At 67.3% G+C, this 12,607-nt stretch carries 7 protein-coding genes; 3 read left to right on the top strand and 4 right to left on the bottom strand.

The window, feature by feature from the left end; all coding sequences use genetic code 11:
• Positions 1-10: 10 nt before the first annotated feature.
• The 3 genes from P0M04_RS16795 to P0M04_RS16785 all read right to left on the bottom strand — a co-directional run bounded on the left by P0M04_RS16795 (position 11) and on the right by P0M04_RS16785 (position 5,630).
• Positions 11-1,585: a ShlB/FhaC/HecB family hemolysin secretion/activation protein gene (locus tag P0M04_RS16795; protein WP_259452759.1), complete on the bottom strand. Its 1,575-nt coding sequence runs from the start codon at positions 1,583-1,585 to the stop codon at positions 11-13.
• Between the two features lie 200 nt (positions 1,586-1,785).
• A complete protein-coding gene (locus tag P0M04_RS16790) occupies positions 1,786-4,008 on the bottom strand; it encodes a CHASE2 domain-containing protein (protein WP_443098683.1) in 2,223 nt (740 codons plus the stop codon).
• A gap of 2 nt (positions 4,009-4,010) precedes the next feature.
• Complete coding sequence (locus P0M04_RS16785) at positions 4,011-5,630, bottom strand: HD family phosphohydrolase (RefSeq protein ID WP_259452757.1); 1,620 nt, start codon at positions 5,628-5,630, stop codon at positions 4,011-4,013.
• Between the two features lie 210 nt (positions 5,631-5,840).
• Here P0M04_RS16785 and P0M04_RS16780 point away from each other — a divergent pair, with 210 nt between their 5' ends.
• Genes P0M04_RS16780 through P0M04_RS16770 form a run of 3 tightly spaced genes read left to right on the top strand, consistent with a single transcriptional unit; the run spans position 5,841 to position 9,421 of the window.
• The gene (locus P0M04_RS16780; RefSeq protein ID WP_259452756.1) at positions 5,841-6,743 is read left to right on the top strand and encodes an MBL fold metallo-hydrolase; all 903 of its coding nucleotides are present in this window, start codon (positions 5,841-5,843) and stop codon (positions 6,741-6,743) included.
• Positions 6,743-9,136 (top strand): GspE/PulE family protein, encoded by a 2,394-nt coding sequence (locus P0M04_RS16775; protein ID WP_259452755.1) that lies wholly within the window; start codon positions 6,743-6,745, stop codon positions 9,134-9,136. Before P0M04_RS16780 ends, P0M04_RS16775 begins: the two co-directional genes overlap by 1 nt.
• 36 nt (positions 9,137-9,172) lie before the next feature.
• A complete protein-coding gene (locus P0M04_RS16770) occupies positions 9,173-9,421 on the top strand; it encodes a hypothetical protein (RefSeq protein ID WP_259452754.1) in 249 nt (82 codons plus the stop codon).
• A gap of 62 nt (positions 9,422-9,483) precedes the next feature.
• Here the strand turns inward: P0M04_RS16770 and pulA are convergent, their stop codons facing one another.
• Positions 9,484-12,555: a pullulanase-type alpha-1,6-glucosidase gene (pulA, locus tag P0M04_RS16765; RefSeq protein ID WP_259452753.1), complete on the bottom strand. Its 3,072-nt coding sequence runs from the start codon at positions 12,553-12,555 to the stop codon at positions 9,484-9,486.
• Between the last annotated feature and the right edge of the window lie 52 nt (positions 12,556-12,607).

Here is a 12,607-nt window from a genome sequence, read left to right as displayed (position 1 = left end):
GGATGGATCCTCAATACGCCAGCGCCACGCGCACGTGGAGCTTGTTCCGGCTGGTGGCCGCCACCTGGCCGACGTGCATGCCGTGGCCGTAGTCGAGCTGCACGCTGGCCGCGCCGCCCGCCGAGACACGCAGGCCGAGGCCCGTGCTGGAGATCGCGGTGCGATGCAGTTCGGCCGGCAGCGCGCGATTGCGCTCGCCCCAGGCCGTGTCGTAGAAGCCGAGCAGGCGGCATTGCCAGCCCGCGCGGCCGCACAGGTCCGGCGTGTACAGTTCGATGTTGGAGACGATGCCCGTGTCCGTCGCGAGATCGCGCTCGCCGAAGCCGCGCACGGTCGTCGCGCCGCCGGCGCCGAACTGCTCGCCCGGCACCAGCGCGTCGTGCGTCCACTGGCCGTTCAGCAGCACGCGCGTCTGCCAGTCGGCCGCGATGACGTTGGTGAAGGCGGCCGCGAAGCGCACCATGCGATAGCCGGCCTTGGCGCCGCTGCGCACGGCCGCGAAGTCGTCCGCGCTGCCGCGCGAGCCGCCCGGCACGTTCTGTAGCAGGGCGATCGAGAAGTCGGTCTGGCCATCGGGCGCCGCGACACTGCCGGCCCAGGCGATGCTCAAGGGCCGCACGGTGACGTCGTTGCCGAAGTTCTGCGTGCCGAACACGACGTTGTTGCGGTAGGCCTTGACGTCGAAGCCATAGACGATCCGGCTCTCCAGGTTGCCGCGCTTCGGCAGAACATGGTTGTAGCGGCCGCCGTAGACCGTGCCCTTGCCGCTCACGGCGAGGTCGAACAGGCCGGCGTTGACGGCGCCCGAGTCGACGTCCGAATAGCTCGCGAACAGGTCGATGGAATCGCCCAGCGCGTACAGCGGCACGTGGTAGCCGGCGGCCCACACGGCCACGCGGTCCGGGCGCTCGGCCGTCGTCGTGTACTGCAGGGTGCCCACGTGGTCGCGGCCCCACAGGTTCGCATGCTGTAGCAGCACGCCCGCGTGGGTCTTGCCGGTGGACTCGGTGCCCGTGTTGTCCACGTTGAACATCACCTTCCACGGGCGCTCGTCCGCCACTTCCACTTTCGCGTCGACCGCATCTTCGCCATTGGCGTCGGCGCCAGCGAGACTCAGCTTGACCTTCTTCGCCGGGTTCTCGTTGACGAGCCTGAGGTTGCGCGACACGTCCGCCAGATTGGGCGTCGCGCCCGGCACCAGCGTGGGCAGGCCGGCACGCACGTTCGCCTCGGAGAACCAGCGGTTGCCCGTCACCTCGACCTGGCGCACCTTTGTCTGGACGACGTGCAGGCGCACGACGCCGCCATTGAGTTCCTGTTCGGGCAACTGGACGGTGACGACGTTCCAGCCGCGCGCGTGGTACAGCGCCTCGAGCGCTTCCAGTGCGCGCTGGACGTCGCCGAAATCGCGACCCGCGCCCGTGTACGGCGCGACGGCGGCCTGCACCTCGGCAGCGGGCAGCAAGGTGTTGCCGCTCACGTCGAAGCGGCTGATCTCGAACCGGATCGCATCGTCGGCCCAGGCGGCGCCGACGGCGGCAGCCAGCACCGAGCCCGCGACCAGGCGTGCCAAGCGTAGTTTCATGTTGTGGGTGACCATATCGTTGTTGTTCTGGCCCATGCATTCCCGGGCCTGCGGCACTTCCGCGTAGAGGAAAACCTCGGTTTCGTTACGAGTGTAAAGAGGTTTTCCTTGCTTGAGAGAAAAAAACTTGAAAATCAGAACTCTTCCCCACGGGATGGGGGAATACCGGGCAAGGACGTTGCGCGGCCGACACGCCGGCGCTACTTGGTCTCGAACGTCGTCACACCATCCCACCCCGCTCCCGGCGGATCGGCACGCCAGTGCGCGATCCGTTCCAGGTACAGGGCGTAGAGCGCGCGCTGCGGATGCGCCGCCTGCAGCGCCGCGACGGCTTCTTGCGCGCCGTCCCAGTCCTGCGCCCGCACCCTGGCCAGCGCCGCGTCCCAGGCGGCCAGTTCGTCCAGCACGGCGGGGGCGAGATCGGCCGGTTTGCCGAGCGGTTCGAAGATCGCCACCGGTTCGTTCTTGCCTTTTACACGCACGAGATCCAGTGCACGGTAGACGAATTCCGGCGCCGCCAGGCGCGTGGCCTCGCCCACCGCGATGCCGACGCCGTACACCTTCGTGATGCCCTCCAGGCGCGAACCGAGGTTCACCGCGTCGCCCATCACCGTGTAGGCGCGGCGGATCGCGGAGCCCATGTCGCCCACGTGCATCAGGCCCGAGTTGATGCCGATGCCGATCGCGAGCGGCGGCCAGCCGCGCCGCTGGAAGTCCTCGTTGAGGCGCGCCGCGCTGGCCTGCATCAGCAGCGACGTGGCCACCGCGCGGCTCGCGTGGTCGGCGAAGGCGACGGGCGCGCCCCAGAAGGCCATCACGGCGTCGCCGATGTATTTGTCGAGCGTGCCCTGGTGGCTGCCGCGGATATCCTCGGACATCGCGGTGAGGTAGAGGTTGATGTACTCGCGCAGCGCCTTCGGCGACAGGCCTTCCGAGATCGTCGTGAAGCCGCGCACGTCGACGAACATCACGGACAGCTCGCGGCTTTCTCCTTCCATCGTATAGGCTTCCGGATTCTCGGCCATCTGGGCGACGAGTTCCGGCGCCACGTATTCGCCGAAGCGCGAGACGAGCGCGCGGCCCTTGCGGTGCTCGAAGAACCAGCCCCAGGCCAGGTTCAGAACGAACAGGACGGCGATCAGCAGGAGGCAGATGAACATGTCCGTCGTCCAGTCGAGCGCGCGGTACGCGTACCAGTTCAGGCCCGCCACGGCCGTGAAGGCCACGCCGGACGCAAGCACGGCCGCCACTGGCGCGAGGGCCGGCAGCAGCAGCGCCAGGACCAGACCCACGACGATCACCTGCATGTACTCGATGCCCGACGCGTAATCGGGATGCGTCTTGTAGTGCTGGTCGAGAATGGACTTGATGACGTTGGCGTGCACCTCGACACCCGGATATTCCTTGTTGACGGGCGTGGCGCGCAAGTCCTGCAGGCCGGGCGCCGTCGTCCCGACCAGCACGATCGCGCCTTCCAGCACCTCGCGCTTCACCCGCCCCGCCAGCACGTCCGCCGCCGACACATAACGGAATGCCCCGCCCTGCGGGCCGCCCGGGCCGCGGAACTGCACGTTGGTCAGGAGGCCCAGTCCGACGGGGATGCGGCGCGCGCCGCGCGTGCCCGACAGGCGGATGAAGTCGGCGGCGCCGCTGTCGGCGTCCGCCGTGTCGAACACCGGGGCGATCGCGCTCGCGTCCAGCCAGACGGCCGCCGTGGCCAGCGCCAGCGACGGGTAATAGCCGTCGCCGATGCGCTGCAGCAGCGAACTGGATCGCACCATGCCGTCGTCATCGGAGATCACCGTGAAGCTGCCTGCGCCGCGTGCCGCGGCCTGCAGGCGCGCCAGGTTGGCCTCATAGCCGTCCGCGGCGTAGGCGACCAGGTCGCGCCCTTTCAGGTCGGCCAGCGTAAACGCAGGCGACGGGAGCGCGCCGCGCTTTACTTCCGCCAGGTTATAGCCCAGCACGACGGGCCGGTCCTGCAGCGCCTTGGCGAACAGGCCATCGTAGTCGAGCGCCGGCTGTAGCTGCGCCAGCCGCGCGTGCAGGGCTGCGTCGTCCTTCAAATCGTGCGCCGCCAGCCGCTCCAGCACGGCGTAGCCCGAACTGGTGTCCGGCTCGGGAAAGGAAATGTCGAAGCCGATCGCGCCGGCCTTGTAGTGCCCGGCCAGCTGGTCGACCAGCTTCGCCAGCACGTTGCGGCTCCAGGGAAACCGCCCGACCTCCCCCAGGCTCTTCGTGTCGATATCGACAATCACGATACGTGGATCGAGCACGGGGGCTTCCAGGCGCATGCGCAGGTCGCCGATGATGGTGTCCTGGCGCGCGATCGCGTGGCTGCTCCACACGTTCATCACGTAGGCCAGCGCGGCCAGCGTCAGCGCCAGCCCCAGTGCCCAGCGCGGACCGTAGCGGCGCAACAGCTTCACGGCGTATAGCCCGGGATCGCCGCTTCGTCGACATGGTCGATCTGCGACGCATCCAGATTCTTGCGCGCGAATTTCAGGTACACCTTCTGGCGTACGAAGATGTCGAACAGGTCCGGGTCGATGTGGCCGTTGAGGGCGAACTTGCCGAGGATGTGCAGCGATTCGGACAGCGTCTTGCCCTTCTTGTACGGGCGGTCGCGCGCCGTCAGGGCCTCGAAGATGTCGGCGATGGCCATCACGCGCGCCTGCACGGACATCTGCTCGCGCGTGAGGCCGCGCGGATAGCCCTTGCCGTCCATGCGCTCGTGGTGGCCGCCGGCGTATTCCGGGACGTTCTTGAGGTGCTTCGGCCAGGGCAGGGATTCGAGCATGCGGATCGTCACGACGATGTGGTTGTTGATGATCTTGCGTTCGTCGTCGTTGAGTGTACCAAAGCGTACGGTCAGGTTGCGCACCTCGTCGTCGTCGAGGAAGTCGCGTTCGACGCCGTCCGGCCCCGTCCAGCGGTATGCGGCGATACGGCGCACGCGCTCCTGGTCCTCCGGCGACATGCCTTCGCTGCCCACGTTGGCGTGGCGCAGGAAGTCGCGATCAAGCCGCAGGCGCGCCTGCTCGGACGCGAGTCGGTCGGCGATCGCCGCGCGGTTCGCGTCCGGTTCGCATTGCGCGCGCAGCGCGCGGATCTCGGCGTCGCGCAGCAGCACCTCGAAGCGCGTGTCGATCATGTGGATGCGGTCGAAGATCGTCTCGAGCTTGGTCGCCTTGTCGACGACGTGGACCGGCGTCGTGATCTTGCCGCAGTCGTGCAGCAGGCCGGCCAGCCACAGTTCGCGGCGGTCGCGGTCGCTCATGCGGAACGACGCCATCGGGCCGATGCCCGTGTCGTGCACGGCCTCGGCCAGCATCATCGTCAGCTCCGGCACGAACTGGCAGTGGCGGCCCGTGTACGGCGATTTTTCGTCGATGCCGATGTTGATCAGGTTGACGAGGGCTTCCAGCAGCTGCTCCATCTGCACGACGAGCTGCTGGTTCGTGAGCGCGACGGCCGCCTGGGCCGCGAGCGCCTCGATGAAGCGCTGGTCGGTGTCGGAGAACGCGCCGATCTCGCCGGTGTCCCGGTCCCGGGCGTTGATCAGCTGGAGCACGCCGACCAGTTCGCCCTCGTGGTTCGTCATCGGCACCGTCAGGATCGACTTCGATCGGTAGCCGAACGTCTGGTCGAACGAACGCATGCCCGAGAAATTGAAGACGTCGGCCTGGTACACGTCGGCGATGTTCACGGACTGGTGAAAGTTGGCCGCATAGGCCGCCACCGACGCGAGGTTCTTGTTGCCGTACTGGTCGTACAGCGGGATCGGCGGCAGGTCGATCGTGTTGCCGCTGGCGCCGCCCTGGTAGAGTTCCAGCGTGTCGTTCAGCGAGATATGGAAGCACAGGCTGCGCTCGTCGCTGCTCGGGCGGTACAGCGTGCCGCCGTCCGCGTGCGTCATGCTCTTGGCAACCTTCAGGATGCGGTCGAGGAAGGTGCCGATGTCGTGGCCGTCACCGAGGGCGACGCTGACCTCCGTGAGCAGGTCGAGCCGCTCTACGATATTGGTCGGGGTGAGCTCTTGCATGTGATGGATCGCCACATTAATTGCCGGGATGAAATTCCGCCACAGTGTAACGTCGTTACACGCCGCTGTACACCAAGTGATGCAGAATTGCAAATTTCAGATAATCGGTTACAAATAAACGTTATGATCTGACATATATTGCAACGGTGCTGGCCTGGCCGCGACGGAAAACAGAGCAGACGACGAGGCTGCACAGCAAGAGGAGTCCTAATGAAATTCAGATTCTGGGGAGTACGCGGATCGATCCCGTCCCCCGGGCCGCGTACCGTGCGCTACGGCGGCAACACCACGTGCATCGAGGTGCGCGGCGACGACGGCACCCTCGTGGTGCTGGACGCCGGCACGGGGATCTACGCGCTCGCCCAGGACCTGATGCGCCGGCGCGCGGAAGACGGCGCGCCCGTGCACGCCAACATCTTCATCACGCACAGCCATTGGGATCACATCCACGGCCTGCCCTTCTTCACGCCGCTGTTCGTGAAGGGCACGCGCGTATGCCTGCACGGTGTCCACGATCCCGTCACGGGCCAGGGCATCGAGCACGTGATGGGCGTGCAGCTGCAGAACAGCTACTTCCCCGTCAGCGAGGAACGCATGGATGCCACGATCGACTACCGGACACTGGAGATCGGCGTGCCGCACGCGGTCGGCGACGTGGTCGTGCACAACGTCGTGATGAACCACCCCGTGACGAACCTCGGCTACCGCGTGGAATGCAACGGCCGCGCCATGTTCTTCACGGGCGACCACGAACCCTTCTTCAATCCGCACGCCCCCGGCAGCGCGGCGTACGACACGGCGCAGCGCGAAATCGAACGGCGCGAGCGCGAGATCGAGCGCACAATGGAAGGCGTCGACGCGCTCGTCGCCGACTGCTCTTACACCGTGGAGGAATATCCGGCCAAGCAGGGCTGGGGCCACGGCACGTTCGACGGCGCCATCGCGCTGGCGCTGAAGGTCGGCGCGCGCAGCCTGGTCTGCACCCACCACGAGCCGACCCGCTCGGACGACGAGCTGGAAGCCGTGTTCGCGCAGGCCGTCGCACGCTGGCAGGACAGGTTGAACGGCCTCGCCGTGACACTGGCTTACGAAGGCCTGGAAATGGAGCTCTGATGAGCGACGATTTCGTGGATCAGCAGACAGGAGAACGGCGGGTCGACCGGCGCGCGCCCGACGACACGGCGCGGCGGCTCGACTTCCAGCGCCGCCTGCAGGCCATCACCACGAGGATCCACGCCACCGCCAACCTGGACCAGATCATGCTCGACCTGGGCCAGGATTTCTGCGGCCTGTTCGATGCCGACCGTTTTACCCTGTACGCCGTCACGCCGGCGCAGGACGCCCTCGTCGCCAAGGTCAAGACCGGCCTGTCCGAAATCCGCCACCTGCAGCTGCCGATCGGGCCGGGCTCCATCGCCGGCTTCGTGGCGCTGGCACGCCTGACCGTCAACATCGCCGACGTCTACGACGAAGCCGAGCTGCGGCGCCTGGCGCCCACGCTGCGCTTCCAGCGCGGCGTCGACCAGCGCACGGGCTACCGCACGCGCGAGATGCTGGTGGCGCCGCTGATCGACGCGGGCGGCGCGCTGCTCGGCGTCATCCAGTTCATCAACCACCGTTCCGGCGGCCCCTTCCCCCAGCTGTGCCTGGACGGCATCAAGCAGTTGTGCGACACCCTGGCCGTCGCATTCAGCCAGCGCCTGCGCGCCCCGCTGCCGCGCGGCCGCTACGACGCCCTCGTCACGCGTGCGGTCCTCGCCGTGCAGGAACTGGAACTGGCCACGCGCCTCGCGCGCGAGCGCGACGCCGACATCGAGGACGTGCTGCTGTCCGACTTCCACCTGAAGCCGGCCCAGATCGGCGAGGCGTTGTCGGCGTACTGCGGCCTGCCCTACGAACCGTTCCGCGCCGACCGCGTGAAGCCCGTCGAGCTGCTGCGCAACCTGAAGCCGCAGTACGCGCTCGAACACGGCTGGCTGCCGCTGGAGGATGGTCCCGACGGCCTCGTGCTGATGGCGCTCGACCCGGAGCGCGTGGCCGCCAGCCACATCGCCGCACAGGTGTTCGGCCGCGCGCGCATCGCGTGGCGCGTGACGACCCGCCACGACCTCAACCAGACGGTGGCCCAGTTCTTCGGCGCCGCCGCGGCCGACGATGGAAGTGTCGGCGAACTGCTGTCGAACCTGGCGGAGGACAGCGATCCGGACGAGGATGCGGACGGCGGCGGCACCGAGGTCTCGGCCGCCGTCGAGAACGAGCTGGTCAAGCTGCTGAACCGGATCATCGTCGACGCGCATCGCCAGGGCGCGTCCGACATCCACATCGAACCCCAGCCGGGCCGCGGCAAGACGGGCATCCGCTTCCGCAAGGACGGCGTGCTGGTGCCGTACATCGAGATCCCGGCCAGCTACCGCAACGCCCTCGTCGCACGTGTCAAAATCATGTGCGACCTCGACATCTCCGAGCGGCGCAAGCCGCAGGACGGCAAGATCCGCTTCCGCAAGTACGGCCCGCTCGACATCGAACTGCGCGTGGCGACGATCCCGTCCAGCGGCGGCGTCGAGGACATCGTGATGCGCATCCTGCAAGCGGGCGAGCCGATCCCGCTCGACGCACTGGGCATCCTGCCGCACAACCTGGCGCGCCTGAAGGCCGCCGTCGCCAAGCCGTACGGCCTGTTCTTCGTGTGCGGGCCGACCGGCTCGGGCAAGACCACGACCCTGCACTCGATCCTGGCGCACCTGAATACGCCGGAGACCAAGATCTGGACGGCCGAGGACCCGGTCGAGATCACCCAGAAGGGCCTGCGCCAGGTGCAGGTCAACCGCAAGACGGGCCTCGACTTCGCCACCGTCATGCGTGCCTTCCTGCGTGCCGATCCGGATGTGATCATGGTCGGCGAGATGCGCGACCGCGAGACCGTCAGCACGGGCATCGAAGCGTCGCTGACGGGCCACCTCGTGTTCTCGACCCTGCACACGAACAGCGCGCCGGAATCCGTCGTGCGCCTGCTCGACATGGGCATGGACCCCTTCAATTTTGCCGACGCCCTGCTGGGCATCCTGGCGCAGCGTCTGGCGCGCCGCCTGTGCACCGCGTGCCGCCAGGCCTACCACCCCGACGACGCCGAGGTGGAAGCGCTGCTCGACGAATACTGCGAGGAGTTGCGCGGCCAGGATTCTTACAAGACGGACCCGCAGACCGCGCGCGCGGCCGTGCTGGCCGGCTGGCGCCAGCGCCACGGCGATGCCACGGGACGCTTCACGCTGTACCGTGCCGTGGGCTGCGCCGAGTGCAACAAGGGATACCGCGGGCGCGTCGGCCTGCATGAATTGATGCTGGGCAGCGAGCGTATCAAGCGCCTGCTGACCGAGCACGCGCGCGTGGCCGAACTGCTCGCGGCCGCGCTGGAGGACGGGATGCTGACCCTGAAAATGGACGGCATCGAGAAGATCCTGGGCGGCGTCACCGACATCAAGATGGTGCGCGCCGTTTGCATCAAATGACCTGCCAACCGCAACTCACTACAGGAGAGTCACGTAATGAACCGCATCGTTCCGCCGATCCTGGCGGCCACCGCCATCCTGCTGTCCGGCTGCGCCGCCGATGGCGCCAAACCGACGCAAGGTGGTAACACCTACCTCGATTCGAGCTACACGCCGACCGGCACCCTCATCCCGCGCAAGGCCCCGAGCCGCACGGACAACCTGACGATCGTCGACAAGCAGGCGCTCGAGAACGACCGCACGAACGGCGGCGGCACCAACAACTGGGCGGCCGGCAAGCCCTGAGCCGCACCACGCCATGGCAAAAAGGCCGGAGATCGCATCTCCGGCCTTTTTATTTCACCCGATCAGTCGTTCGCGTTCTGCACGAACACGGCCGCGGTGCGCGCCGGGATCGCGAACGTGCCGCTGTTGCGCTCGAAGTACGACGCCTTCACCAGTTCGTCGCTGCCGTTCTTCTGGATGCGGTGCAGCTGCAGCTTGCGGCCCTTCAGTTCCGGGATCGTGATGGTCTTCGGGATCTTGTCGACGTTGAACACGACGGCGACCGCCTTGTACTGCGCGCCCGGATAGCGCGTACCGTCGATGCTCAGCGCGACGAGGCCCGGCACCTGGTCCGGTCCGACGTTATAGAACTTCAAACGGTCGATCACGTCCTGCGCCGTGCGCAGGCGGAACAGCGTGCTGTCCGTGCGGATCGCGAGGAAGTCTTCGAACGCGTTCTTCGCGGCGAGGATCGCGCGCGTGTCCGGCTTGATCAGCGGGTTGGTGAGCACCGGCGACATCAGCGACCAGTTGTCCTGGTTCTGCCCCGCCATCGGCAGGCCGACGCCGAAGTTATTCGACGCGTAGCTGTAATCCAGCTTGTTGAACCAGTCGCCCGCGTTGTAGCTGTCGCGGTCGAGCGATTTCGAGCGCAGGATTTCCTGGCCGGCGTGGAAGAACGGGATGCCCTGCGCCAGCACGTTGATCGCGGCACCGAGGGTCTGCACGCGCACACGGTCGGACAGCGGCGTCGATTGCGGCAGGCGGAACGCGTTGATGTCGAACAGCGTCTGGTTGTCGTGTGCCTCGATGTAGTTGATCGTCTCGGCCGGATTCGCCGCGAAGCCGGCCTGCTGGCCGAAGTAATCGATCTGCGCGTTCGTGCGGACATTGCCGAAGCGGTCCGTGAAGCGGTAGTCGCGCAGCGTGCCGGACAGCGCGACGCGCACGAGGTCCGCGAGGCGCAGCGCATCGTCGCGCGTCTGCGTCGACAATGCGTTCGGGTCCGTGTAGACGCCGTTGATGAAGCCCTGCTGGCTGATCAAGGCCTGGCCGCCGTCGCAGCAACCGCCGCCGCGCACGGTGTCGCGGATGCGGTCGTTGAAAGAACCGATGCCGGTGCCCGCCATGTTGGCCTGGCGCGCCTGCACGAAGCGCGCGTCGTTGCCGACGCTGCCGAAGTTCCACGCCTCGCCGTACAGGTAGATGTCGCGGCCGGCGGCCTGGTTGACGCTCGCCTGCAGGCGTTTCAGCAGGTCCAGCGGCGTGAAGCCCATGATGTCGAAGCGGAAGCTGTCGACCTTGTACTGGCGCGCCCACAGCGACACGGAATCGATGATCAGCTTGCCCATCATGGCGTTTTCCTGCGCGGTGTCGGCGCAGCAGCTGTCGTTCAGGATGTGGCCGTCGTTGGCCAAGCGGTAGTAATAGGTCGGCACGATGCGGTCGAGGACCGACAGCGGGCCTTGCTGCGACTGGCTCGTGTGGTTGTACACGACGTCCATCGTCACGCGCAGGCCGGTCTCGTGCAGCGCCTGTACCATCGCGCGGAACTCGCGCACGCGCACGGCGCCGTCGTCGGCATCCGTCGCATAACTGCCTTCCGGCGCGCTGTAATGCACCGGGTCGTAGCCCCAGTTGAAGCAATCCGCGTCCGCGACGGCGGCGATCGCAGCCTGCTGCGCGGTCGAATCGGCCGCTGCATTCGGGATGGCCGGCGCGACGCAGCCCTTCTCGTTGACGCTGGCGATATCGAAGCTCGGCAGCAGGTGAATGTGCGTCATGCCCGCCTTCTGCAGCGATTTCAGGTGGCGCATGCCGTTGGCGTCATCGTCCGTGAAGGCCAGGTATTTGCCGCGGTGGGCGGCCGGCACGGTGGCGTCGGAAGCCGAGAAGTCGCGGATGTGCAGCTCGTACAGCGCGATGTCGGTGGGCGCGTCGAGCTTCGGGATGCGCTGGTCGTCCCAGCCGGCCGGCTTCAGTTGCGGGCTGTCGAGGTTCGCGACGAAGCTGCGCGCGCTGTTCGCCGAAAGGCTCAGCGAGTACGGATCGGTCACGGTGTTCGTCACGATCTTGTTGTCGGCCCAGCGCGACAGCACCTGCACCGTGTACGTGTAGTAGGCGCGGTTGGCGAGCGTCGGGTCGTTGGACGTGGCGCTCCACACGCCGCTGGCCGGGTCGCGCGTCATCGGGACCGTCGAGGCGGTCGTCGCGTTCGCGCTCGCGTACAGGTTCAGCGCGACGGATTTCGCCGTCGGCGCCCACACGCGGAATGTCGCGCGGCCGCTGCGGTCGAACGTCACACCCAGCTGGGCTTGCGCCGCCTGCGCCGCGAACAAATCGTCCAGCAGGCCGGCCGTCTGCAGCGACGTCACCTGCACGAGGTTGCCGCTGCCGTCGTACTGGGCGATGGCGAACTGGCCGCTGACCATAGCCGCCACCTTGGCCGCGTCGGCGTCCTTCAGGCGCAGGCCGGTGGCGCCGGCCAGGTGCGGGTATTTCTGGCGGAGCGCGTCCGGCAGTGCGGACACGGTCAAATCGAAGGCGACTTCCGCGCCCGTCAGGCCATTGGCACCGCCCGGGGTCGGCACCAGGCCGCCGTTCGCGGCATGGAACAGTTTGTAGCTGCCGCCCGTCGGCACGCCCGGCCAGGCCAGCGTGGTGCTGGTAAGCCACTGCGCGTTGGCAAACGCCAAGTTGCCGAAGCTGAGTGCCGGCTGGGCCACATACACGGTGCAGTCGCCTTCCAGCATCCAGACCTCCTGGCCCTTGGTGGCGACATCGGCATTCAGGTCGGCGTGCTGGTCGGCACCGCAGTTCTTGCTGCCGTTGCCGTCGGTGACGAGGAACCAGATCGCGCTCTTGCCGGCCGCCAGCGGAATATCGACGTAGCCGCCGAAGCCGTCGCTGTTCGTGAACATGAAGCGGTCGGTGATCCACGCCGAGCTGGGATGCTGCGGGCCGTCCCACGAATAGACGCCCCACTGGGCGGTGTCGTTCTGGACGCGGTGGAAGTGCATGCGGATGCTGCCTGGCGCGACGGGCGTGGCCGCGGCGGCGCTGGTTGCAAGCAGCCGGGTGCCGGACTGGGTGGCCTGCTGGCCCGTATCACCCGCGCCGCAACCGGCCAGCAGCACGCTGGCGCAAGCGGCCACGGCAAGCCCCGACCATGAAGTCAAACTACTTCTGAATATCATATTGTCCCCT

It is taken from the genome of Telluria mixta, from assembly GCF_029223865.1.
Classification (GTDB): domain Bacteria; phylum Pseudomonadota; class Gammaproteobacteria; order Burkholderiales; family Burkholderiaceae_D; genus Telluria; species Telluria mixta.
Note: the sequence above shows the minus strand (reverse complement) of the source record. Positions and strands in the feature narration are given on the sequence as shown.

Coding starts and splice junctions, on each gene's coding strand:
- P0M04_RS16785 (WP_259452757.1), bottom strand. CDS start 5,630: ATGCAAGAGCTCACCCCGACCAATATCGTAGAGCGGCTCGACCTGCTC.
- P0M04_RS16770 (WP_259452754.1), top strand. CDS start 9,173: ATGAACCGCATCGTTCCGCCGATCCTGGCGGCCACCGCCATCCTGCTG.
- P0M04_RS16775 (WP_259452755.1), top strand. CDS start 6,743: ATGAGCGACGATTTCGTGGATCAGCAGACAGGAGAACGGCGGGTCGAC.
- P0M04_RS16780 (WP_259452756.1), top strand. CDS start 5,841: ATGAAATTCAGATTCTGGGGAGTACGCGGATCGATCCCGTCCCCCGGG.
- P0M04_RS16795 (WP_259452759.1), bottom strand. CDS start 1,585: ATGAAACTACGCTTGGCACGCCTGGTCGCGGGCTCGGTGCTGGCTGCC.